The organism is Mycolicibacterium peregrinum (assembly GCF_001665625.1).
In the GTDB taxonomy this organism is placed as follows: Bacteria; Actinomycetota; Actinomycetes; order Mycobacteriales; family Mycobacteriaceae; genus Mycobacterium; species Mycobacterium peregrinum_B.
The window spans coordinates 104603-130049 of the sequence record NZ_LZSY01000172.1 but is presented as its reverse complement, the minus strand read 5'-3'; the positions used below and the strand labels follow the sequence as shown (position 1 = coordinate 130049).

The 25447-nt window shown below is 67.4% G+C and carries 24 protein-coding genes; 14 read left to right on the top strand and 10 right to left on the bottom strand.

The window, feature by feature from the left end; all coding sequences use genetic code 11:
• Positions 1-462, top strand: a 462-nt coding sequence (gene rimM / locus A5779_RS27925) for a ribosome maturation factor RimM (RefSeq protein ID WP_064886989.1), incomplete at its 5' end; no start/stop codon positions are given.
• Between the two features lie 11 nt (positions 463-473).
• Positions 474-1151 (top strand): tRNA (guanosine(37)-N1)-methyltransferase TrmD, encoded by a 678-nt coding sequence (trmD, locus tag A5779_RS27920; protein WP_064886977.1) that lies wholly within the window; start codon positions 474-476, stop codon positions 1149-1151.
• Positions 1152-1233: 82 nt separating this feature from the next.
• Here the strand turns inward: trmD and A5779_RS27915 are convergent, their stop codons facing one another.
• Positions 1234-2193, bottom strand: a complete 960-nt coding sequence (locus A5779_RS27915; RefSeq protein ID WP_064886976.1) for a serine hydrolase — start codon at positions 2191-2193, stop codon at positions 1234-1236.
• A gap of 323 nt (positions 2194-2516) precedes the next feature.
• Here A5779_RS27915 and rplS point away from each other — a divergent pair, with 323 nt between their 5' ends.
• The 5 genes from rplS to A5779_RS27890 all read left to right on the top strand — a co-directional run bounded on the left by rplS (position 2517) and on the right by A5779_RS27890 (position 6185).
• Positions 2517-2858, top strand: coding sequence for a 50S ribosomal protein L19 (rplS, locus tag A5779_RS27910; RefSeq protein WP_029372100.1), 342 nt, complete (start codon positions 2517-2519; stop codon positions 2856-2858).
• 58 nt (positions 2859-2916) lie between these two features.
• On the top strand, positions 2917-3804 hold the full coding sequence (lepB, locus tag A5779_RS27905; RefSeq protein WP_165609839.1) for a signal peptidase I: 888 nt from the start codon (positions 2917-2919) through the stop codon (positions 3802-3804).
• Between the two features lie 22 nt (positions 3805-3826).
• A complete protein-coding gene (locus tag A5779_RS27900) occupies positions 3827-4612 on the top strand; it encodes a ribonuclease HII (protein WP_064886988.1) in 786 nt (261 codons plus the stop codon).
• Positions 4609-4914 (top strand): DUF2469 domain-containing protein, encoded by a 306-nt coding sequence (locus A5779_RS27895; RefSeq protein WP_003881082.1) that lies wholly within the window; start codon positions 4609-4611, stop codon positions 4912-4914. The genes A5779_RS27900 and A5779_RS27895 overlap by 4 nt, the downstream gene beginning before the upstream one ends.
• Positions 4915-4982: 68 nt before the next feature.
• On the top strand, positions 4983-6185 hold the full coding sequence (locus A5779_RS27890; protein ID WP_064886974.1) for an amidohydrolase: 1203 nt from the start codon (positions 4983-4985) through the stop codon (positions 6183-6185).
• Here A5779_RS27890 and A5779_RS27885 read toward each other — a convergent pair.
• Genes A5779_RS27885 through A5779_RS27870 form a run of 4 tightly spaced genes read right to left on the bottom strand, consistent with a single transcriptional unit; the run spans position 6172 to position 10393 of the window.
• On the bottom strand, positions 6172-6861 hold the full coding sequence (locus tag A5779_RS27885; protein ID WP_110777816.1) for a dienelactone hydrolase family protein: 690 nt from the start codon (positions 6859-6861) through the stop codon (positions 6172-6174). The two genes, A5779_RS27890 and A5779_RS27885, sit on opposite strands and share 14 nt — an antisense overlap.
• A gap of 39 nt (positions 6862-6900) precedes the next feature.
• A complete protein-coding gene (locus A5779_RS27880; protein WP_064886972.1) occupies positions 6901-8355 on the bottom strand; it encodes a protein adenylyltransferase SelO in 1455 nt (484 codons plus the stop codon).
• A gap of 19 nt (positions 8356-8374) precedes the next feature.
• A complete protein-coding gene (locus A5779_RS27875; protein ID WP_064886971.1) occupies positions 8375-8761 on the bottom strand; it encodes a DUF2237 family protein in 387 nt (128 codons plus the stop codon).
• Between the two features lie 27 nt (positions 8762-8788).
• Complete coding sequence (locus A5779_RS27870; protein WP_064886970.1) at positions 8789-10393, bottom strand: PucR family transcriptional regulator; 1605 nt, start codon at positions 10391-10393, stop codon at positions 8789-8791.
• A gap of 114 nt (positions 10394-10507) precedes the next feature.
• Here A5779_RS27870 and A5779_RS27865 point away from each other — a divergent pair, with 114 nt between their 5' ends.
• A complete protein-coding gene (locus A5779_RS27865; RefSeq protein ID WP_064886969.1) occupies positions 10508-12010 on the top strand; it encodes a CoA-acylating methylmalonate-semialdehyde dehydrogenase in 1503 nt (500 codons plus the stop codon).
• A gap of 13 nt (positions 12011-12023) precedes the next feature.
• The gene (locus tag A5779_RS27860; protein ID WP_064886968.1) at positions 12024-13409 is read left to right on the top strand and encodes an aspartate aminotransferase family protein; all 1386 of its coding nucleotides are present in this window, start codon (positions 12024-12026) and stop codon (positions 13407-13409) included.
• A gap of 58 nt (positions 13410-13467) precedes the next feature.
• Here A5779_RS27860 and A5779_RS27855 read toward each other — a convergent pair whose 3' ends face one another.
• On the bottom strand, positions 13468-13725 hold the full coding sequence (locus A5779_RS27855; RefSeq protein WP_064886967.1) for a hypothetical protein: 258 nt from the start codon (positions 13723-13725) through the stop codon (positions 13468-13470).
• 105 nt (positions 13726-13830) lie between these two features.
• On the opposite strand from A5779_RS27855, the gene A5779_RS27850 reads away from it, so the two are divergent.
• Genes A5779_RS27850 through A5779_RS27835 form a run of 4 tightly spaced genes read left to right on the top strand, consistent with a single transcriptional unit; the run spans position 13831 to position 18792 of the window.
• Positions 13831-14604 (top strand): HAD-IIA family hydrolase, encoded by a 774-nt coding sequence (locus A5779_RS27850; RefSeq protein ID WP_064886966.1) that lies wholly within the window; start codon positions 13831-13833, stop codon positions 14602-14604.
• Positions 14605-16752, top strand: a complete 2148-nt coding sequence (locus tag A5779_RS27845) for a thiamine pyrophosphate-dependent enzyme (RefSeq protein WP_064886965.1) — start codon at positions 14605-14607, stop codon at positions 16750-16752.
• Positions 16753-16765: 13 nt separating this feature from the next.
• Positions 16766-17992, top strand: a complete 1227-nt coding sequence (locus A5779_RS27840) for a CoA transferase (protein ID WP_064886964.1) — start codon at positions 16766-16768, stop codon at positions 17990-17992.
• The gene (locus A5779_RS27835; protein WP_064886963.1) at positions 17989-18792 is read left to right on the top strand and encodes an acyl-CoA thioesterase; all 804 of its coding nucleotides are present in this window, start codon (positions 17989-17991) and stop codon (positions 18790-18792) included. Before A5779_RS27840 ends, A5779_RS27835 begins: the two co-directional genes overlap by 4 nt.
• Here the strand turns inward: A5779_RS27835 and A5779_RS27830 are convergent.
• Genes A5779_RS27830 through A5779_RS27815 form a run of 4 tightly spaced genes read right to left on the bottom strand, consistent with a single transcriptional unit; the run spans position 18712 to position 24937 of the window.
• The gene (locus A5779_RS27830) at positions 18712-21294 is read right to left on the bottom strand and encodes an AMP-binding protein (protein ID WP_064886962.1); all 2583 of its coding nucleotides are present in this window, start codon (positions 21292-21294) and stop codon (positions 18712-18714) included. The two genes, A5779_RS27835 and A5779_RS27830, sit on opposite strands and share 81 nt — an antisense overlap.
• On the bottom strand, positions 21291-22349 hold the full coding sequence (locus A5779_RS27825; RefSeq protein WP_064886961.1) for an ABC transporter ATP-binding protein: 1059 nt from the start codon (positions 22347-22349) through the stop codon (positions 21291-21293). The genes A5779_RS27830 and A5779_RS27825 overlap by 4 nt, the downstream gene beginning before the upstream one ends.
• Positions 22346-23920 (bottom strand): ABC transporter permease, encoded by a 1575-nt coding sequence (locus tag A5779_RS27820; RefSeq protein ID WP_064886960.1) that lies wholly within the window; start codon positions 23918-23920, stop codon positions 22346-22348. The genes A5779_RS27825 and A5779_RS27820 overlap by 4 nt, the downstream gene beginning before the upstream one ends.
• On the bottom strand, positions 23921-24937 hold the full coding sequence (locus tag A5779_RS27815; RefSeq protein ID WP_064886959.1) for an iron ABC transporter substrate-binding protein: 1017 nt from the start codon (positions 24935-24937) through the stop codon (positions 23921-23923).
• A 140-nt stretch (positions 24938-25077) separates the two neighbouring features.
• Here A5779_RS27815 and A5779_RS27810 point away from each other — a divergent pair, with 140 nt between their 5' ends.
• A complete protein-coding gene (locus A5779_RS27810) occupies positions 25078-25446 on the top strand; it encodes a YraN family protein (RefSeq protein WP_061264549.1) in 369 nt (122 codons plus the stop codon).
• Position 25447 lies beyond the last annotated feature (1 nt).

Genomic DNA, 25447 nt, shown 5'->3' with positions numbered 1-25447 from the left:
GCGTTTTTGTCGGGTGCTTGTGTTGTGTTTATGAGACAGGCCCCGAAGGGCCGCGCCAAGGGGGGTGCCGAGCGCACTTTCTCGGTCGAATCCGTGCGCGATCACGCGGGTCGGTTACTGATCCGCCTGGCCGGTGTGACCGATCGCAACGCGGCCGACGAGTTGCGTGGCACGGTGTTCATCGTCGACACCGCCGACCTGCCCGCCATCGACGATCCCGATGAGTTCTATGACCACGAACTCGAAGGCTTGCGGGTCGTCACGGTCGAGGGTGCCGCGGTGGGCATGATTCGCGAGGTGCTGCACACCGCCGCCGGCGAGTTGCTGTCGGTCAAGGCCGAACCGGATGGCCGCGAAGTGTTGGTGCCGTTCGTCAGCGCCATCGTCACCTCGGTGTCCCGGGACACCGGAACTGTCGTCATCGATCCTCCAGACGGTCTGCTGAACCTGGACCAGGTCTGACGGGCCGCGCAGTGCGTATTGACGTCATCACGATCTTCCCGGCCTACCTCGATCCGATCCGGCAGTCCTTGCCGGGCAAGGCGATAGACGCCGGAATACTGTCCGTTGCCGTGCATGACCTGCGGAACTGGACCCGTGACGTGCACCGGTCGGTGGACGATTCGCCGTACGGCGGCGGTCCGGGAATGGTCATGAAAGCGCCCGTGTGGGGCGAAGCGCTCGACGAAATATGTTCCGAGGAAACACTTCTCGTCGTGCCGACACCGGCAGGGCGCCCGTTCACCCAAGCTGTTGCCGAGCGCTGGAGTGCTGAGTCGCATCTGGTGTTCGCCTGTGGACGCTACGAGGGGATCGATCAGCGGGTAGCCGACGATGCGGCCCGCCGGATGCGGGTCGAAGAGGTTTCCATCGGTGATTACGTCCTCAACGGCGGCGAGTCGGCGGCATTGGTCATGATCGAGGCGGTGGTCCGGTTGATGCCCGATGTGCTGGGTAACCCGGCATCGCACCAACAGGATTCGCATTCCGACGGCCTGCTTGAAGGGCCCAGCTATACCCGCCCGCAGAGCTGGCGAGGGTTGGAGGTGCCGGATGTGCTGCTGTCGGGGGATCACGCCAAGGTCGCGGCGTGGCGCCACGAGCAGTCGCTACAGCGCACGCGCGAGCGCCGACCGGACCTGCTGGGCTGATTTTCCTCGACGAGCAGACGCGCAGGTACCCCAAATCGCGTGAAAACGGGTACCTAGGTGTCTGCTCGCGAGGAAACGTGGGCTAGATCCGGCCACCGGGGAACATCGTCTTGACGGCGTCGGTGATGGTGTCGCGTGCAGTGGCGGCGTTGGTCGGCTGCAGAGAGCCGATCACCATGATGAACCGACGGTCGGGGCCGACCACGCCGGTCGACAGGTGCATCCAGTCCGAACCGATACAACACATCCAGCCCTGCTTGACCGCGACCGGCTCGGCGTAAAGGCCCTCAGGAATACCGAAACGCTGCGGGTACGTGCCGTCCGGTTGCGTTCCGTCGATGGCCTCCGGGGTGGACTGGGCCAGGTTGGACAGGATGACGTTGGCCTGTTCGGCGGGCAGGCCGCCGCTGCCGCTCATCAACATGTCGTAGTAGCGCACCAGATCGGCCGCGGTGCTGATGGTGTTCCACCATCGGCCGTCGTTCGGCCGCTGCGTCGAGCCCAAGCCGTAGCGGGCCGCCACCCGATCGACGATGGCGCTTCCACCGCTGCGGTACCAGAACACTTCGGCGGCGCTGTCGTCCGAGGATCGCAGCATGACGTCGAGGTTTTCACGGTCCTCGGGGCTCAGGACTGTCTGGCCCTTGGCCTCCTGCAGCAGCAGATCGTCGGCGATGAACAGCTTGACCACCGAGGCGATGGCGATGGTCGTCGCGTTTCCGTTGGAGACCAGTTGGCCGGTGTTGCGGTCGAGGACGAGCACGGTGATCTCGGCGCCGGCGTCGGCAGCGTCCTCGGTCGCCTGCTGGGCGCGGCCCTCGAGGCCCAGGAAGGTAGCGGCGGGTTCCCCGGGCGATGGCTCGGGCAGCGGAGCCATGCCGCCCTGGGGGACGACGACGGTCAGCTGCGGCAGTGCTCCGGGTGCGGCCGGGGGAGTTCCGTACACCCGGGCTTCGCAACCGACGGCTATCACGGCACTCGCCACTACTGCGGTGACGCTGGCTGCGCTCGCCATCCTCAGCTTCGACGGCCCCCGTCGCATGGTCCTCCTTGAACCGTCAACAAACCCCGATGGGCTCTGCAGGACCGGCGCATCGGTGGATGAAGCCTAACTGTCCGGCTGGTGGCCCGCTGCTCAGTAGTGCTCGCAGTATGGTGCAGGAGTCGGGGCAATCGGGTGGACCGACCCGCCGGATTTCACGGTATGGGGACCCGTCTGGCACAATTGAGCAGTTGTCTGCGCAGGACTGGGCCGGCTTGTCCGCGTTCCGCTGCGAGATGCAACCCGATACACCCGAAAATAGCTTCGGCTGCGCGATCTGTATGCGCCTGCCCGGAGCAGCCAACAACAAGGAAGTGTCACCGATGAACACGCTGGACTTCGTCGATCAGGCGTCGCTGCGCGACGACATCCCGACCTTCAGCCCCGGCGACACCGTCAACGTGCACGTGAAGGTGATCGAGGGCTCCAAGGAGCGCATCCAGGTCTTCAAGGGCGTCGTGATCCGTCGCCAGGGCGGCGGCATCCGCGAGACCTTCACCGTCCGCAAGGAGAGCTACGGCGTCGGCGTCGAGCGCACCTTCCCGGTGCATTCGCCCAACATCGATCACATCGATGTGGTGACCCGCGGTGACGTGCGTCGCGCCAAGCTCTACTACCTGCGCGAACTGCGTGGCAAGAAGGCGAAGATCAAGGAAAAGCGCTGAGCGCGCTGCTCCGCCTGACGATGCTCTCGTCGCGGGACCGGTCACGACCGTCGCTACTGTGGTGCCTGTGACCGGACCTACCGACTCTGCCAACGCGCGCTCGGAGGAAAGTTCCGAATGCGATTCGGACGTCGACTCTGATCCAGGTCAGCCTTCGGATGCGTCCGAGGACGAATCGCCGGACGAGTCGCCCAAGGGCAAGCACTCCACGGCCCGCGAAATCGCCATTTTGGCGACCATCGCGCTGGTGCTCTACTACGTGACGCTGACGTTCATCGCACGTCCGTATCTGATTCCGTCGGAATCCATGGAACCCACGCTGCATGGCTGCGCCGGCTGTGTCGGTGACCGGATCATGGTCGACAAGGTGACCTACCGGTTCTCCAAGCCGGAACCCGGCGACGTGGTGGTGTTCAAGGGCCCGCCGTCGTGGAACATCGGATACAAGTCGATCCGCTCGGACAACACCGCGATCCGCTGGGTGCAGAATGCCCTCTCCTTCGTCGGTTTCGTGCCGCCGGATGAGAACGATCTGGTCAAGCGTGTCATCGCCGTGGGCGGTCAGACGGTGCAGTGTCGTGCCGACACGGGTCTGACGGTCGACGGCAAACGTCTGAACGAGCCGTACCTGGACCCGGCCACCATGATGGTCGACCCCAATCTCTATCCGTGTCTGGGCAATCAGTTCGGTCCGGTCACCGTCCCGCCCGATCGCCTGTGGGTGATGGGTGACAATCGGACCCATTCGGCCGACTCGCGCGCGCATTGCGACAGTCCGCGTACCGACGCCGGGGAAATCCCCGTGCAGGAACGCGTGATGTGCACCGGCGACCCGGCGGTCGGCACCGTTCCGGTGGAGAATGTGATCGGAAAGGCACGGTTCATCGCCTGGCCGCCGTCCCGATGGGGCGGTATCAATGGCGTGAACCCGCAGACCGACTCCTAGGAGCTGCCCTGTGCCTCCAGTGGTGAAGACGTCGTGGCCGCCGCGACCGGTGATCCGGAGGTCATCCGGCCTGCGCACCCTGGAATCAGCGCTGTATCGCAACGGACTCGGGCCGGTTGCCGGGGTGGACGAGGTGGGGCGCGGGGCCTGTGCGGGACCGTTGGTGGTGGCCGCCTGTGTATTGGGCCCCAACCGGATGGACAGCCTGGCCTCGCTCGACGATTCCAAGAAGCTGGGCGAGCGCGAACGGGAGCGGTTGTTCCCCCTGATCCGTCGGTATGCACTGGCCTATCACGTGGTGTTCATCCCCTCCGACGAGGTGGACCGGCTCGGTGTTCACGTGGCCAATATCGAGGGCATGCGGCGCGCGGTGGCGGGGTTGTCCCTGCGGCCCGGATACGTGTTGTCCGACGGGTTCCGGGTTCCGGGCCTGGCAGTGCCCTCCTTGCCGGTGATCGGGGGAGATGCCGCGGCCGCCTGTATCGCAGCGGCCAGCGTGCTGGCCAAGGTCAGCAGAGACCGGCTGATGGTCGAGATGGAGCAGCACCACCCCGGCTACGGGTTCGCCGAGCACAAGGGGTACAGCACTCCCGCACACTCCGCGGCGTTGACGGAGTTGGGGCCGTGTGTGGAGCACCGCTACTCGTATGTGAACGTGCGGCGGGCCGCAGAGACGGTAGATGTGCGGCGGGCCGCAGAGATGACAGACGTGCGGCGGGATATGGCACCAATGCGGCATGCTGAAACCGCGTACGCAAAGATGGTCGACAGGGCACCAGCACAACGAGAAGGACAGCACACCAGATGAGCGCCGAGGATCTCGAGAAGTATGAAACCGAGATGGAGCTCTCGCTTTACCGCGAATACAAGGACATCGTCGGGCAGTTCAGCTATGTCGTCGAGACCGAGCGGCGGTTCTACCTGGCCAACAGCGTGGAGCTGATTCCGCGTAACTCCGAGGGCGAGGTCTACTTCGAGTTGAGGCTCGCCGACGCCTGGGTGTGGGACATGTACCGGCCGGCCCGGTTCGTCAAGCAGGTACGGGTGATCACGTTCAAGGACGTGAACATCGAAGAGGTCGAGAAACCCGAACTGCGGTTGCCGGAGTAACAGCGGACAGGGGGTCGGCGGTGGCGGCGGACAGTACTGGGGACGATATTCGTCGACGCGCCGAGGCGGTGCTCACGCGGTTACCCGAGGTCCGCGCCTGGCAGGAGCCGCTGTACCGCGATCTGCATCAGAACCCCGAACTCTCGCATCAGGAAAAACGCACTGCCGGCGTGGTGGCCGAGCGCCTCCGTCGGTCGGGGCTGACCGTCCACGAAGGCGTCGGTGGAACCGGCGTGGTCGGTGTTCTGGACAACGGGGACGGCCCCCGGGTACTGATGCGTGCGGATATGGACGCGCTGCCGGTGACGGAGGCGACGGGGCTGCCCTACGCGAGTGCGCATGACGGCGTCATGCATGCCTGCGGCCACGACGTGCACGTGACGTGTCTACTGGGCGCTGCCGAACTGCTCTCCCAGGCGCCAGATCACTGGCGCGGCACCATGATTGCGGTTTTCCAGCCCGCCGAAGAGGTGGGCGATGGCGCCCGGGGGATGGTCGAGGACGGTCTGGCCGATCTGGTCGGCCCAGTCGACGTGGCGTTGGCCCAGCATGTGTTTCCGGCGCCCGCGGGACAGGTGCGTACCCGTAGCGGGCCGGTGTTGTCTGCGGGCGACAGCATGAGGATCACGGTCTACGGTCGTGGCGGGCACGGTTCGATGCCGCAGGCCACGGTGGATCCGGTGGTGCTGGCGTCGATGATCGTCATCCGGTTGCAGACGATTGTGTCCCGCGAGGTTGATCCGAGCCAGACGGTCGTCCTGACGGTCGGCAGCATTCAAGCCGGGACCAAGAGCAATGTCATCGGCGATCACGCGGTACTCGAACTGAACCTGCGCACCTTCGATGAATCGGTGCGCACCGCGGTGCTCGCGGCGATCCGGCGCGTGGTGATCGCCGAGTGTCAGGCATCCGACTCGCCGCGCGACCCGGAATTCGAGTTGTACGCCAACTTTCCGCTGACCGTCAACGACGATGCGGTTACGGCTCGCGTCGAGGCCGCCTTCAGTGAATATTTCGGCGACCGGGCACACACGATGCCGGCCGGGTCGGCCAGTGAAGACTTCAGTGACATTCCGGCTGCGCTGGGCGCGCCCTACACCTATTGGGGCTTCGGCGGGATCGACGAGGAGGCGTTCCGCGCTGCGGTGGCCGCTGATCGCACTCGCGTGGACATTCCGGTGAACCATTCACCGCGGTTCGGCCCGGTGCTCCAGCCGACGCTGGACACCGGCACCGAAGCGCTGGTGGTGGCCGGGCTCAGTTGGCTTTAGCGCTCAGGTGCTCGCCGAAGAACGCGAACACGCGTGACCAGGCATCGGCGGTGGCGGCCTCGTTGTAGCCGAAGCCGGTGATCCGCAGTAACGACTGCGCGGGCAACTGGTTGGCGAAGCTGTGGCCGGCTTCGGGGTACACCTTGATGTCGGCCGGGATGTTTTTGGAGTCGACGACGCGCTGCAACCGACCCGCCGCACCGATACCCAGCGGGTCACGGCGGCCGAAGCTGGCCACCACCGGGCACGAGGCGTCCAATGTCTGGTCGAGCCGCTTCGGCAGCGGGGTGCCGTAGAACGGTGCTGCCGCTCCAAATCCCTTGGGCCCCAGAACAAGCGCGAACTGTCCGCCCATGCAGAAACCTGCGATGCCCACCGCCCCGGTGCACTGCGGGTGTGCCCGCAGGTGGTCGCGTGCGGCCAGGACGTCGTCGAGTGCCCGGCCGCGCTGGGTCAGCAGCTCCCGCATCACCCGGGTGATGCACCGGGCCCGACCGCCGCGTGCGTAGAGATTCGGCGTGAGCGCGAGATAGCCGGCGGCCGCGACGCGTTCGGAGATCGCCTCGTTGTCGGGTGCGTAGCCGATCGCGTCATGGATGATCACCACTCCGGGCCACGGACCCTCCCCGCTGGGGAGGCCGAGCAGAGCCTCGATCGGGCCGTCGGGTGTGTTCATCGTGATCGTCGTCACCCGACCCACCGTAGCGGCTGGTCGTCAGGTTCCGCAGAACGTGCGGTAGGTACCGAAGTCGTCGGGCGCGGGTGCGGCATACCGTTCGAGCCCGGGACGTTCGTCAAAGGGCGCAGCGAGCGCGTCCATCAGGTGCTCGACGGGTTCCATGTCGCCGTTCGTCCCGGCGTTCAACGCTTCTTCGACGAGATGATTGCGGGGAATGTAGATGGGATTGACCCGGTCCATCGCAGCGGTGTCAGGCCCGAGGGCTTGCCACCGTGCCAGCCACTCGTCGAATCCGCCGGCGATCTCGGCTTCTCCGCGCTTGGCACGGGCGAGGTCACGGAAGAACGACGTGTAGTCAGTTCGGTTCTGCTGCAACAGCGCGAGCAGGTCGTCGATCAGGGTGCGGGCCACTTCATCGTCGACATCGTCGGGCAGTCCGAGCTTGGCGCGCATCCCAGCCGACCACGCGGCGTCGAACTGCGGCCCGAACTCGCGCAGTGCCCGGGTGGCGAGTTCGACTGCGTGCTCACCGTCGTCAGCGAGCAGGGGCAACAGGGTTTCGGCGAAGCGGGCCAGGTTCCACGCGGCGACGGTCGGCTGATTCCCGTAGGCATAGCGGCCGCCATGATCGATCGAGCTGAACACCGTTGCCGGATCGAAGATTTCCATGAAGGCACACGGCCCGTAGTCGATGGTCTCACCGGAGATGGTCATGTTGTCGGTGTTCATCACGCCGTGGACGAACCCGACGAGCATCCACTGGGCCAGCAGCGTGGCCTGCGCCGCGACGACACCCTCGTACAGCGCCAGGTACGGGTTCTCGGCATCGGCCGCGTTGGGATGGTGCCGGGCGATGGCGTGGTCGGCCAGCCGCCGCAGCAGCGCGATGTCGCCCACGGTCTGTGCCTGTGCGCTCGCGTACTGGAAACTGCCGACCCGCAGATGGCTGTCGGCGACCCTCGCCAGTACCGCCCCGGGCAGCAGCGTCTCGCGCCGGACGTCGCGCCCGGTGGCCACCACAGCGAGGGCACGGGTGGTGGGGATGCCCATGGCGTGCATTGCTTCGCTGACGATGTACTCGCGCAACATGGGCCCGACGACGGCCAGACCGTCCCCGCCGCGGGCGAACGGCGTGCGCCCCGACCCCTTGAGGTGCAGGTCGCGGGGGCGGTCGTCGGCGCCGACGAATTCGCCCAGCAGCAGCGCGCGGCCGTCGCCCAGGCGCGGAACGTACCCGCCGAACTGGTGCCCGGCGTATGCCTGGGCCACCGGGGTGGCTCCGTCCGGCACGGCAGTGCCCGACAGCAGGCCGAGGCCGTCGGGGCTGCGCAGCCACGAGCCGTCGAGGCCGAGTTCGGCCGCCAACGCCTCGTTGAGTACCAGCAACCGCAGTGCGGGGGCCGGCTCGGCCTGCCACGCGACGGCCATCTCGGGAAGCGCGCGGGCGAAGCGGTTGTCCAGGGTGACGCTCGTATCGGGTGCGACGCTCACGGCTCGAGCCTACGGAGCCTCAGAGGCTGCCCAGGTCGTCGGGCACATCAACCGCGTACTGCCGAAGAACGTCGAGCGGCACCACGTCGAGGGTGCGCTCATGGGTGGCGGCCAGTACCACCGGGGCCGCCTGGCCGTCATTGTGCGCGCGCAGCCAGTTGACCGCGGTGACGCACCAGCGGTCCCCGGGCACCAGGCCGGGAAACCGGTACTGCGGTGCCGGTGTCGAGAGGTCGTTGCCGATCGACCGCTGGTGGTCCAGGAATTCGGTGGTCACGACGGCGCAGATGGTGTGCCGGCCCGCGTCGGCGTCGCCCGTCGAGCAGCATCCGTCGCGGTAGAAGCCGGTAAGCGGGTCGGTGCCGCACTCCTCGAGCCGGCCGCCCAACACATTGCGATCTGCCATCGGACAAGTATGAGTCCCGAGGTGCTCTCAGCGTGGCGGCTGTGCGGCGGCACTGCGTTGCGCGTCCAGCACCAGCAGCGCCACGTGCAGCGACGTCATCGATTCACCGTCGTCGAGGTTGACGCCGAGTCTCCGTTCGATCGAGGCCAGCCGGCCGTAGAGCGCCGGGCGGCTCATGTGCAGACGTTTGGCCAGTGCGGACTTGTTGCCCGCGAGTTCCAGGTAACCGCGGAGCACGACCAGATCGTCGCTGCCCTGATCGGCGTCGTGGATCAGAACGGACTTGAGTTCGGTTTCGGCGAACATCTGGACGCGCGGATCGTCGAGCAGCAGCGTGATCAGTCCGCGCAGCCGGACGTCGGAGGCCCGCACGAACGGCCGGGTCAGATCCGGCATCGACGCCGCGACTTCGGCGACGTGGGCAGCTTCGCGCAACCCGTGGACGGCGTCGGCGAACGCTCCGGCGCCACCACCGACGGCGACGACGACCTTGTCCGCGTCGCCGCCACGGGCGATGGCCTCACGCCAGCCCTCGGCCAGCCGGCTCAGGGTGACTTCGGTGCTGGAACCGCGCCGCGGATTCAGCGCCAGCACGAGGCCGATCTCTCCGTCTCGCCGGATCGAGCAGATCGCGCTGTGCCCTTGGGCTTTCACGCTGTGAGTGACTGCATCGAGGATGCGGATGTTGCGGCGTTGGGTGCCCACCGGGTCGAGCCGGTCCGGTGGCGCACCCACCCTGACGGTGGCCGGCAGGTAGGTGCCACCGGCTCGCAGACCGAGGGCCAGCGCCCGGGCATCGGCCTCGCGGTCGTCGTCAATTCGTCCGCCGAGAACGTCGTCGATCAACCCGCTCTGGGCTTGATGCTCGAGACCGGTCCGGCCCCTTTCGGCCATCCGGTGCAGGGCGAGCGCCTGTGCGGCGCGTTCCAGGACCATCTTCGTCTTGTCCGGCGCGGCCGGGGCGTGCGGGACGATCAGCCGACCCCACTCCTCGGCGCGTGGGCCGACGGCCGTGGTGACCCACGGTTCCGTCATCGCTCGGGATCGCTGTTGCCAGTCGGCGAGCACGGTGGTGGCCGGCTCGTTGCGCGGTGAGATCGCCAGCACCTGGCGGGACAGGTCCTCCAGTACCACCGATTCATCGATCATCTCGGCGGCCGCGCGCACGATGTCGGCCATCGACGGCCGCTTCATGCTCAGCTCGGTGAAGGTCTTGTGGGTGCGGTGGGCGAACTCGAGTTCCTCGTACTGGTCGGCCACGATGAGGCGGTGCACCGCCTCGGTGACTTCGACGAACTTGGTCTGTCGGTGCAGGACGACCAGCGCCAGGCCGAGAGTCTGCGCCATCTTCCCGACGCTGTCGGGCAGTGATTCGATGCGGGTGCCCAGTTCGACGACCACGCCGACCACTCCTGCCCGGTGCATCCGTCGCAGGTAGTCGCGGGGCGCGTCACGCAGTGCCGCACCGGTGGTGAGCACCAGTTCGCCACCCTGCAGCAGGCCGGCCAGGTCCGGCATGTCGCTCACGTGGACCCAGCGCACCGGCCGGTCCAGCTGTTGTGCGCTGAGCACCTCGGGCTCGCCGGCCTGCACCACCGGCAGGCTGACGATGTCGCGCACGGTCGGGATCATTTTACAAAGTGTAATGAACCGGCTGATCAGGATTACAAGATGATCGTCCCGCTGGTATTGACGGTGGCCCAGAGTAGTACCAGTACTTACCGCCACAGGAAGGTTCGGGAATCCATGAGCAATGTCATCCAGCATTGGCGCGACGGCAAGGTGTTTGCCGGCACTTCGACCGCCACCGCCCCGGTGACCAACCCGGCGACCGGTGCGGTCACCGGCGAGGTCGCGCTGGCCAGTGTGGATGACGCGCGTGCGGTGATCGACGCCGCCGCCGCGGCGTTCCCGGCCTGGCGGGACACGTCCCTGACCAAGCGCACCTCGGTGTTGTTCGCCTTCCGCGAGCTGCTCAACCAGCGGAAGGGCGAACTCGCAGAGATTATTACCAGCGAGCACGGCAAGGTGCTCTCCGATGCGCTCGGCGAGGTCAGCCGTGGTCTGGAAGTCGTCGAGTTCGCTTGCGGCATCCCGAATCTGCTCAAGGGTGGATTCAGCGAGAACGCGTCGACCAACGTCGACGTGCACTCCGTGCTGCAGCCGCTGGGACCGGTCGGCATCATCTCGCCGTTCAACTTCCCCGCCATGGTGCCGATGTGGTTCTTCCCGATCGCCATCGCCGCCGGTAACACCGTGGTGCTCAAGCCGTCGGAGAAAGACCCGAGCGCCTCGCTGTGGATGGCGCAGCTGTGGGCCGAGGCCGGACTGCCCGAGGGTGTGTTCAACGTCCTGCAGGGTGACAAGACGGCCGTCGACGAGGTGCTGACCAACCCCAAGATCAAGGCGGTGTCCTTCGTCGGGTCCACCCCGATCGCGCAGTACGTGTACGCCACTGCCACCGCGGCAGGCAAGCGCGTGCAGGCCCTGGGTGGGGCCAAGAACCACGCGGTGATCCTGCCCGACGCCGATCTGGATCTCGCGGCCGATGCCATGATCAACGCCGGATTCGGTTCCGCTGGTGAGCGCTGCATGGCCATCTCGGCCGCCGTCGCTGTGGGCCCCGTCGCCGACGAGCTGGTCGCCAAGATCGCCGAGCGTGCCGCCACCATCAAAACCGGTGACGGAACCAAGGATTCGGACATGGGTCCGCTGGTCACCAAGGTCCACCGCGACAAGGTCGCCTCCTACATCGACGCGGGCGAGGCCGACGGTGCCAAGGTCGTCGTCGACGGCCGTACCGTCCTGGACGGGGCGGGTCAACGGGATTCGGGTGGCTTCTGGCTCGGCCCGACCCTGCTCGACAACGTCACCCCGGAGATGAGCGTCTACACCGACGAGATCTTCGGCCCGGTGCTGTCGGTCCTGCGCGTCGAGACCTACGACGAGGCGCTTGAGCTGATCAACAACAACCCGTACGGCAACGGCACCGCGATCTTCACCAACGACGGTGGCGCCGCGCGGCGGTTCCAGAACGAGGTCGAGGTCGGCATGGTCGGCATCAACGTGCCGATCCCGGTTCCGATGTCCTACTACAGCTTTGGTGGTTGGAAGGCATCGCTGTTCGGTGACAGCCATGCACACGGCGCCGAAGGCGTGCACTTCTTCACCCGCACCAAGGCCATCACCACCCGCTGGCTGGACCCCAGCCACGGTGGTATCAACCTCGGCTTCCCCGAGAACAAGTGAGAGAATTCAACTCATGACTGCGATTCAAGAGTCCGCCACGCTGCCCAACGGGTTGACCGTCGACGCGGCGAAGGCCGAGGCCGCGCGGGCCTACGAACTAGACCGCGCACACGTGTTCCACTCCTGGTCGGCGCAGGAAGAGATCTCGCCGATGACCATCACCGCCGCCCAGGGCTCCTACGTCTGGGACGGCGACGGCAACCGGCTGCTGGACTTCTCCTCCCAGCTGGTCAACACCAACATCGGTCACCAGCACCCGAAAGTTGTTGCCGCCATTGCCGAGCAGGCCGCCAAGCTCTGCACAGTGGCCCCGCAATACGCCAACTCGGCACGCTCGGAGGCCGCGCGGCTGATCGCCGAGCGCACCCCCGGTGAGCTGAACAAGGTGTTCTTCACCAACGGTGGCGCCGACGCGGTCGAGCACGCGGTCCGGATGGCCCGCCTGCACACCGGGCGCTACAAGGTGCTGTCGCGGTACCGCGCCTACCACGGTGGCACCGACACCGCGATCAACCTGACCGGTGACCCGCGGCGCTGGCCCAACGACCGTGGCAACTCCGGCACCTTGCACTTCAACGGGCCGTTCCTCTACCGCTCGTCGTTCCACGCCGAAACCGAGGAACAGGAATCCCAACGCGCTCTGGAGTACCTCGACAAGCTGATCCAGATGGAGGGTCCGACCACCATCGCCGCGATCATCCTGGAGTCGATCCCGGGTACCGCGGGCATCATGGTCCCGCCGCCGGGATACATGGCCGGGGTGCGCGAGATCTGCGACCGCTACGGCATCGTGTTCATCGCCGACGAGGTGATGGCCGGCTTCGGTCGTAGTGGAAAGTGGTTCTCCATCGAGCATTTCGACGTCGTGCCCGATCTGCTCACCTTCGCCAAGGGGGTGAACTCCGGTTACGTTCCGCTCGGTGGCGTCGCGATCAGCTCGGCCATCTACGAGACGTTCGCGCATCGTCCGTACCCGGGTGGGCTGACCTATTCCGGGCACCCGCTGGCCACCGCGGCTGCGGTCGCCACCATCAACGCGATGGCCGACGAGGGCATGGTCGAGAACGCCGCCAAGATCGGAGCCCAGGTGCTGGCACCCGGCCTGGCCGAGTTGGCGGCCAAGCACCGCAGCGTTGGCGAGGTGCGTGGCGCGGGCGTGTTCTGGGCGGTCGAGCTCGTGGCGGATCAGCAGACCCGCGAACCGTTGGCGCCCTACGGTGGCTCCAGCCCGGCGATGAATGCCGTGGTCGGCGCGTGCAAGGCCAACGGCCTGCTGCCGTTCGCCAACTTCAACCGCATCCACGTGGTGCCGCCGTGCAACGTCACCGAGCAGGAGGCGCGCGAGGGTCTGGCGATCCTGGACTCCGCACTCGACGTCGCCGATCAGCACGCCAACTGATCTCGGCTGAGTAGTCAACGGCCCGGCTGTGCGGTTTCCGCTCACCGGGCCGTTGCTTTCAGCGCCGGCCGGTTATGAGGTCCTTGATCTCGGCCAGATGCTCGTCGACTGAGCGCAGGCGGGCTCGGGTCTCTTGACGGAAGTCCGTCAGTTCGCGCTCGACCGAGGTGAGCCGCCCCTCGACGGAGGTGAGTCGTTGGCCCTGCTCACGCTGATTGGCACCCAATGCGTTGACTGCCGCAAGCACCGCGCGATAGTCAAAATGGGAGGCCTCCAGCGCTGCCACCCGCGCTTCGAGGTCTTCGAGGGCTGCCATCGCCCCATCGTATGGAGGCGGGGGCGTCACCGCCATGCCATCGCCGCACCCTGTGGATAACTCCGTTGCCGCTTGATCCGCACGGCGAGTTGAGACACTGGACCGGTGCGTTCACCTGCCCAGTGCTGGCTAACCGACATGGACGGCGTCCTGGTCCGCGAGGAGCACGCGCTCCCGGGCGCCGCCGAGTTCCTGCAGACTCTGGCCGACAAACAACGGCCGTTTCTGGTGCTCACCAACAACTCGATCTTCACCCCGCGTGATCTGGCGGCCCGACTGGCCCGGTCGGGGCTGATCGTGCCCGAGACGTCGATCTGGACCTCCGCACTGGCGACCGCGGCGTTCCTGGCCGATCAGCAGCCGGGCGGCTCGGCGTATGTGATCGGCGAGGCCGGGCTGACCACCGCGCTGCACGAGGCCGGCTACACCCTGACCGACATCGATCCCGACTATGTGGTGTTGGGGGAGACCCGCACCTACTCCTTCGAGGCGATCACCAAGGCCGTCCGACTGATTCTCGGCGGCGCCCGATTCATCGCCACCAACCCCGATGTCTCAGGTCCGTCGGCCGAGGGCCCGTTGCCCGCGACGGGATCGGTGGCGGCGATGATCACCAAGGCCACCGGCCGCGACCCCTACTTCGTCGGGAAGCCCAATCCGATGATGTTCCGCAGTGCGCTCAATCGGATCGAGGCGCATTCGGAGAACACCGTGATGGTGGGGGACCGGATGGACACCGACGTGGTGGCCGGGATCGAGGCGGGTCTGGAGACCATCCTGGTGCTCACCGGTTCGACGTCTGTCTCCGACATCGAACGTTATCCGTTCCGGCCCAGCCGCGTGCTGCCGTCGATCGCCGAGGCGATCGAGCTGATCTGAATGACCATCGAGCCCATCGACGCGTACTTCACCGCGACGGTAGCGTCCCTCGTCGCGCCGGGCTCGGAGGATGCCCCGGCACTGGATATGCCGAATCCCTTGGCGCTCTTCGACGCTCAGCTGGGCAGCAGGCATCTGGACCTGGCCGCCCGGTGGCTGCGTTCGCAGGGGCAGGGCTTCTACACCATCGGATCGTCCGGGCACGAGGGTAATGCCGCTGTCGCCGCCGCCCTGCGGCCGAGCGATCCGGCGTTGCTGCACTATCGGTCGGGCGGCTTCTACCTGGCCCGCGCCGCGCAGGTCGACGGCTGCGATCCGCTGCGCGACGTGCTGCTGGGGTTGGTGGCGGCCACCGCTGAGCCGATCTCCGGCGGGCGGCACAAGGTGTTCGGCCGTCAGGACCTGAACATCATTCCGCAGACGTCCACCATCGCGTCACATCTGCCGCGGTCGGTCGGGGTGGCGTTTTCGATCGCCCGCACCCGCAAGCTCGGTGTGGCCTGCCCATGGCCGGAGGACGCGGTCACGGTGTGCAGTTTCGGTGACGCCTCGGCCAATCATTCGACGACCGTCGGCGCCGTCAATGCCGCCCTGCACGCCGCATACCAGGGCCTGCCGATGCCGCTGCTGTTGGTCTGCGAGGACAACGGCATCGGGATCAGCACGCCGACGCCGCGCGGCTGGATCGCCCGTGCCTACGGGGACCGCAAGGGGTTGCAGTACTTCGCCGCCGACGGGTGCGACCTCGTCGATGTGGTCGAAACCGCACGCGCCGCGGCCGATTGGGTCCGGCGCGTTCGCAAACCGGCATTCTTACACCTGCGCACGGTACGGCTGATGGGTCATGCCGGGTCCGACTATGAGCAGGCCTACCGGCGGCCTACCGACATCGTTGCCGACTATGAGCGTGACCCCGTGCTGACCACCGCGAGAACACTTGTGGCCCATGGCATCCTGACGCCTGATCAGGTGCTGCAACGCTATGAGGACAAACGGGCCGAGGTGATGAGCCTGGCGCGCGAGGTCAGCGATCGTCCGCGATTGGACAGTGCGACGGCGGTGATGCAACCGCTGCGCGAAACACTGGACGAGGCCAGGTCGGTCTCCGCCGTCGCGCCGGGTGAGCCCGGCGGTCCACCGCTGACCCTGGCTCTGGCCATCAATCGGGCGCTGCAGGAGGTGCTGCAGGCGCATCCGGAGGCGATCGTGTTCGGCGAGGACATCGCCCGTAAGGGCGGTGTCTACGGGGTGACCCGCGGCCTGCAGGCTGCGGCCGGCCCCGCGCGGGTCTTCGACACCCTGCTCGACGAACAGACCATCTTGGGACTGGCCCTGGGCGCCGGTGTCTCGGGGCTGGTGCCGATCCCGGAGATCCAGTACCTGGCCTATCTGCACAACGCCGCCGATCAGATCCGCGGTGAGGGGGCCACGCTGCAGTTCTTCTCCAACCGGCAGTACCGCAATCCGATGGTGGTGCGGATCGCGGGCTACGGATATCAAAAGGGGTTCGGCGGTCACTTCCACAACGACGATTCGGTCGCCGCGATCCGCGACATCCCCGGGGTGGTGATCGCCTCGCCGGCCCGGCCCGACGACGCCGCGGCGATGCTGCACACCTGCGTTTCCGCCGCGAAAACCGCTGGTGTGGTGTGCATTTACCTCGAACCCATCGCCTTGTACCACAGCAAGGATCTCCATGTCGACGGTGACGAGCAGTGGCTGGCGGCCTATCCACAGCAGCCAGTCCGTGTCGGTACGGCCCGCACGTACGGCAACGGTGCCGACCTGACCATCCTGACGTTCGCCAACGGACTGTGGATGAGCCTGCGGGTCGCGGCTCGCCTGGAGCGCGCCGGGATCGCCGCCCGGGTGGTCGACCTGCGCTGGCTGTCGCCGCTGCCGGTCGAGGACATGCTGCGCGAGGCGGACGCGACCGGACGGGTGCTCATCGTCGACGAGACCCGCCGCACCGGGGGCGTGGGGGAAGGGGTGCTGGCCGAACTCGCTGACCACGGCTTCACCGGGCGGGTGCAGCGGGTCTCCAGTGCCGACAGCTTCATCCCACTGGGCGATGCCGCACTGGAGGTGCTGTTGTCCGAGGACACCATCGAGGCCGCCGCGGTGAAACTGGTGGGCGAACCGGCTTGATAGCTTGACTCCCATGGCCGAATCCGTAACGCCGGACCCGACCCGCCCGCTGGCCGGGGTACGGATCGTCGAGATCTCCAGTTTCGTCGCCGTGCCGCTGGCCGGCATGACCCTGGCCCAGTTGGGCGCCGAGGTGGTGCGCGTCGATCCCATCGGGGGTGCTGCCGACTATCACCGCTGGCCGCTGACCGACGGTGGCGACAGCATCTACTGGGCCGGGCTGAACAAGGGCAAGCGTTCGGTGGCTGCCGATATGCGTTCACCGGAGGGCCAGCAGCTGGTGCAACGGCTGATCGCCGAGGCCGGTGTGCTCATCACGAATGTGGCTGGACGGCAATGGCATTCGTACGACGTGCTGTCCGCGCAGCGTCCGGACCTCATCCACGTCGAGGTGTCCGGGCGTGCCGACGGCGGCACCGGGGTGGATTACACGGTCAACGCCGGGTTGGGCTTCCCGATGGTCACCGGGCCAGCGCAGCTGTCCACCCCGGTGAACCATGTGTTGCCCGCCTGGGATGTCAGCTGTGGGCTGTACGTGGCGCTGGCGGTCAGTGCCGCACTGCGCCACCGTGATTCCACCGGTGAAGGCGCCCGGATCAGCATCCCGCTGGAGAACGTCGCCCTCGCCACCGCGGGCAATCTCGGATTCCTGACGGAGGTGATGGTCAACGGTACGGGCCGCGAACGGCTCGGCAACACGCTGTACGGCACCTACGGACAGAACTTCACCAGCAGTGACGGCGTCGGCTTCATGCTGGTGGCGCTCACCGGACGGCATTTCCGTGACCTCACCGAGGTCACCGGCACCACGAAAGCCGTTGCCGCCCTTGCCGAGGCGTTCGGCGCAGATTTCACCGACGAGGGGCAGCGGTACATCCACCGAGACGCCTTGACTGGCCTGTTCACCTTGTGGTTCAGCGAACACACCGCCGAGGAGATCAGTGCGGCGCTGTCGGGCACCTCGGTGCTCTGGGAGCGGTACCGCAGCTTCGCGGAGGTTGCCGTCAACGAGCGGGTGGTGGCCAATCCGCTGTTCACCCCGCTGGAGCAACCCCGCATCGGCACCTACCTGGCGCCGGGCCTGCCGGTTTCGATCGGCGGGATGTATCCGCCTGCGGTCCCTGCTCCCGCTCTCGGCGACGACACGGCCTCGGTGCTGGCCGAACACCTCGGGCTCGGTGCCGACGAGATTGCCGCGCTGACCGAATCAGGCACTGTCGCAACGGGTACCGATCAATGAGTGCTCTGCTGAAGCTGTTGGACGTACGGGCCGCCGACGGTGATGTGTTCACCGGGCAGGCCAGCGGTCCGGAGGGCAAGCGGGCCTACGGTGGTCTGCTCGCCGCACAGAGCCTGGCCGCCGCCTGCCGGACGGTGGGCGATGACCGGTCGCCGACCAACATGCACCTGCAGTTCCTGCGCGGCGGGGACGCCGGGGAACCGGTCGAGCAGCGCGTGCACCGCGTGTACGACGGGCGGACCGCCTCGGCGCGACGTGTCGAATCGTATGAACATGGCCGCATGCTGACCACGGCCACGGTGTCGTTCGCGACAGCTCTCGCCGGCCCCGCACACGGGCTCGGTGCGATGCCACACGACCCCGAGGTGCTTCCGTGCACCGGCCCGCCCGGCCCGGCGCCGTCCCTGCCGCTCGACGAGTTCGACATCCGCATCGCCGACGACGGTTCGGGCGAGGAGTTCGTGCGCCGCATGTGGTGGCGGGTCACCACCGAGCTGCCGGACGATCCGTTGGTGCACATGCTGATCGCGGTGTACATCACGGACCTGTACGGCATCGATCCGGCGTTGGCCGTGCATGGGCACAGCATGCGGTCGCGCAGTCACCGCAGTGGCACCACGGATTCGTCGATCTGGTTTCACCGTCCGGTGCGGGCCGGGGAGTGGAACCTGCTGGAGTCACGCTCACCTGCCGCTGAGCGGGGGCGGGGGCTGATCACGTCAAGCCTGCTGCGTGCCGACGGTGCGGTGGCCGCCACGCTGGTGCAGGAGGGGCTGGTCGCCGACCGCTTGGCGGACTGAGTTTCCGTGCCCAGCAGACACGTAGGGACCCACTTTCGTCGCGATCCGGGCACCTACGCGTCTTCTCGCGAACTTCCTTCGGGTCACGTTGATCAGGTACGTGAGCGCCACCCCCACGATCAGCGCCGCCACCACACCGAGCACCCGGTGGTCGCCGAACAACGGATAGACCTGGTAGTGCGTCAGGTACGTGTACAGCGAGGCCTCGGCGAGCAGCCCGCAGCCAGTCGCTATCGGCGCGGGACAGCGCACCGCGGGCAGCCAGATCAGCAATGCGAACCCGGCCAGTACCAGGGTTTCCCGGCCGGTGTTGCCGAAGTAGCCGTGCAAGCCCACCACCAGCACGACGGTGACGAGGGCGCGTTGCCAGGTGGCGGTGGCCTTGGCTGCCACCCACCCGGCCGCGAAGAACCAGAATGCCAGCACCGTGAACCAGGCTTCGCGGCCCAGACCCAAACCGGGTAGGTCGTAACGCAATACCAACCCGAGTGCGAGGAACGCCGCGGCGAAGGCCAACGGGCGGCGTCGCTCCAGCCGGTCGGCGCCCGGCAGTGCGCATACCGCGGTCAGTGCCACCAGGATCCAGACGAGGACCTCGACGAACCACAATCGTCCGGCGGTCATGCTGTCGGGCGGCCCGAGGAACTTGTTGGCCAGCAACAGGTTCGACGCGTGATAGTCGTCGGTGAGGACCAGCGCGACGGCGACCCAGACGATGGAGGGCACGGCGATCCAAGCGATCGTGTTGCGCAGGTGACGCAGCCGCGTCGACGGCGGGACCGGGGTCAGGCAGAACCGGCCGAAGTTGTAACCGGCCACCCCGAGCAGGATGTGCGCACCGCCCCACAGTGCGAACAACTCGGCATGCGAACCGACGATGAGAACAATGGCTGCGGCGCGCAGGGCGACGCTGGTTTCCACGGTTGCCCATCGACGCCGACGGGGCGCGCAATGGTGCTCCAGGTCCCGCAGCGGCATCCGGTGCCAATCCTTCGGCAGCCGTCCCAGGGCGCGTTCCAGCCGAACCGACATCGCCACATAGGACAGTGAGTTACCGCCGAGATCGATGAAGCTGGCGTCGCGGTCGACGGACGCAGCAGGCAGGTGTAGAACCTCGGCGAACAGGCCCTTCAGGTCCGAGATGTCGCCGACTGGGGGTGCGGCGGCCAACGTGCGCACCGTGGCGTAATCGGGCTTGCCCGAGATCAACCGGGGCAGTTCGGAGACGAGCGCCGAGCGCACCGCACCGGCGGGCACGCCGGCCAGAGTGGCGGTCAACTGCTGCACTTCACCGGCAGTCGTTGCGCCCGTGTCAACGGCGGCCACCGCAAGGGCTTCGCCGTCGTCGGCGCACAACGCCGTCACTCCGTGGTCGGCGAGGGTGGTCTGGAGACGGTCGAGGTCGATGCGCAGGCCGAACAGCTTCACGAATCGGCCACTGCGGCCGATGACTTCGTACAGGCCGTCCGAGGTGCGCCGGGCGATGTCGCCGGTGCGGAGTTCGGAGATGGCGGCGCCGAGGGCCAGGTCCTCGGGTCGCTGCGCGTATCCGAGCATCACGTTGGCGCCGCGGTAGACGAGTTCACCTGTGCCCTCGGGCCAGCCGTCACCGGAACGGATGGACAGGCTGCCGCCGGGAATCGGACGTCCGACGGCTTCGGGGTGAGCCAGAGCCAATTCCGGTGGCAGATACGCCATCCGGGCGGTCGCCTCGGTGGCGCCGTACATCACGAACAGCTGCCAGCCACGGCGCTGTCCCAGTGCCGCGAAACGACGCACCCGATCGGGTGCCATCCGGCCACCCGCCTGGGTGAGGTACCGCAGATGGGGCAGGTCCATGGTGTCGAAGCCGATGCGGTCGAGCAGTTCGAACGTGTGGGGTACCCCGGCGAAGGTGGTGGCCCGGTAACGGGTGAACAGGTCCCAGAACTCGTCGTCGACCACCGAGCGATCGGTGAGGATCAGGCCGGCTCCGCGCAGCAGGTGACTGTTGACCACCGACAGTCCGTAGCAGTACGACAGTGGCAATGTGGTTGCCGCCCGATCGGTTTCACTGATCGCGAGGTACTCGGCGATGGCGGCGGCATTGCTGGCGAGATTGGTGTAGGACAGCCGGACCAGCTTCGGTGACCCGGTGCTGCCGGAGGTCGACATCAGCAGTGCCAGATCGTCGTGCAGCCGGTGCGTGCTGTGGGTGCGCCGGTGGTGGATGCCTGCGGCGTCGATCACGGTGTCGGGGGAGTAGGTCCGCAGGATCGTGCCGTGGTCGCCGTCCGCGGGTACCGGCAAGGACACGTGGCCACCGGCCAGTGCGCCCAGGTAGTGCACCAGGGTGGGCAGGTCGTTGCGTGCTCCGAGGAGCACGAGGCGCCGTTCGGTGCCCAGCGTCATCGCGGACTGTGACACGAGGTCGGCGAGGGTCGCGTAGCTGATCTGCCGGGTCTCGGTGAAGACCGCGATCCGGTCACCGTGCGCCCTCAACGCGGCGACGATGTGGCTCAAGGCAACGCCGTTCCCGCGCCCCGCACATCGATCCGGACCTTGGTGTCGCGGGCCGGCGGATTCAGACTGTGCTGGCGCACGACGATGGGCTCACCGGCTGCGGCCGGCTCGATGGTGAGCAGCACATCGTGGCCGAGGAACTCGGTGCCGACCACGGTTCCCACACTGGCGGCGGCGTGGGCATCACCCTCGCTGTCCGAAATCGCGGTGGCGACAAGCTGTTCAGGCCGCAGCACCAGCGTGCACGGACCGTCGGCGGCGCCGGCCTGTACCGGTATCCGGCCCAGCGCGCTGTCGGCCCAACCTGACGTGACGGTGCCGGCCACCGTGATGCAGTCCCCGAGGAACTCGGCGGTGAACCGGTCGGCGGGTTGGCGGTACACGTGCTCGGGTGTTCCGACCTGGGTGAACCTGCCCTCGCGCATCACCGCGACCTGATCGGAGATCGACAGCGCCTCCTCCTGGTCGTGCGTCACGATCAGGGTGGTCACCCCGGTCTCGGACAGCGCCCGGGCCACGGACTTTCGGGTGGCGGCACGCAGTCCGGTGTCGAGCGCGCTGAACGGCTCGTCGAGCAGCATGACCACCGGCCGGCGGGCGAGCGCCCGGGCCAACGCGACGCGCTGCTGCTGGCCACCGGAGAGTTGATGCGGGCGGCGCTGCGCGAACGACGAATCCAGGGACACGGTGGCCAGCAGCTCGCCGACCCTGGCCCGGGCCGCGGTGCCGCGCTCGCGCAGACCGTAAGCGACGTTCTGGGCCACCGTGAGGTGGGGGAACAATGCACCGTCCTGTGCCACGTAGCCGACGTCGCGTCGATGGGGTGCGACAGTGTTTGTCGGACTTGCCATTTCGCGCCCACCGATGGTCACGGTACCGGCGTCGGGGGATTCGAAGCCGGCGATCACCCGTAGCAGCGTGGTCTTACCGCACCCGGACGACCCGACCACCGCGGTGATGGTCCCCGGCGTCAGGGTCAGGTCGATGCCATCGAGCACCGCAGTGCCGTCGAAGGACTTGCGGAGTCCGCGCACCTGCAGGACATCGTCGGTCACAGGGCAGCCACCTTTGTCGACTGGCGCAACAGCATCAGGGTCACGGGTATGGACAAGGCGATCAGCATCAGGGCGTAGGGTGCCGCCGCGGCGTAATCGAGTTCGCTGCTCAGCGACCAGAACCGCATGGCCAGGGTGCGAGTGCCGGTCGGTGCCAGCAACAGCGTCGCGGTCAATTCCGTTGCCACGGCGACGAAAACCAGCGAGGCCCCGGCCGCGGCGGCCGGGGCGGTCAGCCGCAGGGTGACGCGCACGAACGTCCGCGCCGGTGAGGCCCCCAACGAGCGCGAGGCTTCTTCCACTGACGGCGGGACCTGTGCCAGGCCCGAGCGCAGGCTGACCAGGGCGCGCGGCAGGAACAGCAGCACGTAGGCGCAGATCACCAGGGCGGCAGTCTGATAGAGCGGGGGAGCGTAGCGGATCGCGACGGTGACCAGGGCCAGCGCGGTGACGATGCCGGGCATCGAGCTGGTGATGAAGTTGGCGCCCTCGATCGAGCGGGCCAGCAGGCCGCGGTAGCGGACGGCGACCCAGGCGAACGGGAAGGCCAGCACGGTGGTCAGAACCGCGGCGGCAGCGGCCAGCGTCGCGGTCTGGGCGAGCGCGGTACCGATCTCGGTGGCGTCCCACACCTGCGCGCCACCGATCCACGTCCACCGCGTCAGCGTCCACAGCGGAACTCCCAGTGCCAGGGCGGCCAGGGCCAGCAATCCGACGGTGGCCGGCACCATGGTGCGGCCCAGACGCATCGGCGCACTGGCCCGTTGCGCTCCGGAGCCGATCCGTGCGAAGCGGGCATTGCCGCGGGCCGCGGCTTCGGTGACCAACAGCAGCAGGCACAGCAGCACCAGAACGGCGGCCAGCGTGGCGCCGGCCGCGCCGTCGAACGTGGCCTGGAACTGTTCGAAGATCGCGGTGGTGAAGGTCGAGAAGCGGATCATCGCGAACGCGCCGTATTCGGCCAGCAGGTGGACACCGATCAGCAGTGCGCCGCCCAGGATCGCGAGGCGCAGCTGCGGCAGCACCACCCGGAAGAACACGCCCGAGGAACCCGAACCGAGTGCGCGGGCCGATTCCTCGAGTGCCGGGTCGATGCGACGCAGCGTGGCCGCGGCGGGCACATAGACGAACGGGAAGTACGACAGCGTCGCGATCAGCACCCCGGCCGAGAATCCGTGCAACGACGGCACCACACTCACCCAGGCGTAGCTGTTGACGAACGCAGGCACGGCCAGGGGTGCGACGAACACCGGCCGCCACCATGTCCGTCCCGGCAGATCGGTGCGCTCAACCAGCCAGGCTGCTCCGACTCCGAGCACAACGCACACGGGCACGGTGATCACGACCAGGCCCACGGTGTTGAGCAGGAGTTCGCCGACCCGGGGCCGCACCACCAGCTCGATCACCCGACCCGGGCCGGTGGTGATGACCGACCAGGCGACGTAACCCAGCGGGATGAAGGTCGCTGCCAGCAAGAGCACCACGGCGGAGCTCAGCGCTGCCCCCGGCCGGGGACGTGCGGAACGCTGCTGCGGTCCGGGTTGAGCCGGTGGTGCTTCTGTCGCGACCAATTACAGCAAGCCAGCCTTCGTCATCAGGTCGGTGACCTTGGCGGCATCGAGATTGGACGGGTTGACCGCGGGCGCCTGCAACGTGTCCAACGGCGGCAGGGCCGGGTTGGCCGCGACACCACTGGCGACCGGGTATTCGAACGAGGTGCCCTTCTGCAGCACTTCCTGACCGGCCTTGCCCGTGATGAACCGGAGGAACCGCTGGGCCTGATCCTGCTTCTTGCTGGATTTCAGGACGCCGCCGCCAGACAGGCTGACGAACGCGCCGGGATCTTGGTTCTTGAAGTAGTGCAGGGCGGTGTTCCCGCTGATCTCCTTGGTCTTGGCTTGATCGCGGAACCAGTAGTAGTGATAGATGATCCCGCCGTCGACCTGACCGTCGTTCACGGCGCGCAGCGTCGCGATGTTGTCCTGGAGCACAACGGCATTGGTCTTCAATCCGGCCAGCCACTGCGCCGTGGCCGGCTCGCCCTTCAGCTCGAGGATGGCCGCGACGATCGCCTGGAAGTCCGCCTTGGCCGGCGGCGCACCCCAGCGACCCTTCCACTGTGGCTGCTGCAGATCCATGATCGAGTGGGGCAGCTGGTCGGCCGGCAGCTTGGCCTTGTTGTAGACGAAGACCGTCGAGCGCGCCGCCACGCCGCTCCACTTGTTCGACGACGGGCGGAACTGGGCCGGGACCTGGTCGAGGGTCTGCTGCTCGACGTCGGCGAACAGCCCGGCCTTCTCGACAGCCGCCATCGCCGGGGAGTTCTCGGTGAGGAACACGTCGGCCGGGGAGGCGTTGCCCTCGGCCACCAGCTGGTTGCCGAGCTCGGTGTCACCGCCCTGCCGGTAGGTGACCTTGATGCCGGTCTCCTTGGTGAACGCGTCGATCCACTCCTTGGTGAGCGACTCGTGCTGGGCGTTGTAGATCAACAGCTCGTCAGACCCCGAACTGGAGCACGCGACCATCCCGGCGGCGACCGCGACGGCAGACAGGACAACAGCAACCCGGCGGCTCCAGCGTGTGAGCATCAAGTGAATCCTTTCGGCGTTAGCTGAGCATCACCTAAGGACACTACCGGGGTGGGCGAGACCTGTGGATGAACTCGACGCTGGGGATAACTCGGCCGGATTGAGCAGATGCTGTCGGACCGGGTCCGCACGGTGTGGGCATGAGTTCTCTGACACGGGCCGAGATCGGCGCACTGGGCGAACAGCTGGCCGTCGAGTATCTGACGGCACAGGGCTTGCGCACCCTGACCCGCAACTGGCGATGCCGCTACGGCGAGCTCGACGTGATCGCCGTGGACGTCGCCACCAACACGGCGGTCTTCGTCGAGGTGAAGACCCGCACCGGCGATGGTTTCGGCGGGCTGGCCGAGGCGGTGACGGCCCAGAAGGTGCGCCGCATCCGCCGGCTGGCGGCGCTGTGGCTGGCCGAGCAGGAGGTTCGTTTCGCCGCACTGCGCATCGACGTGATCGGGGTGCGCCTCGGCCGCCGCCGAGAACCCGAGCTGACGCACCTCAAGGGGGTGGGTTGAA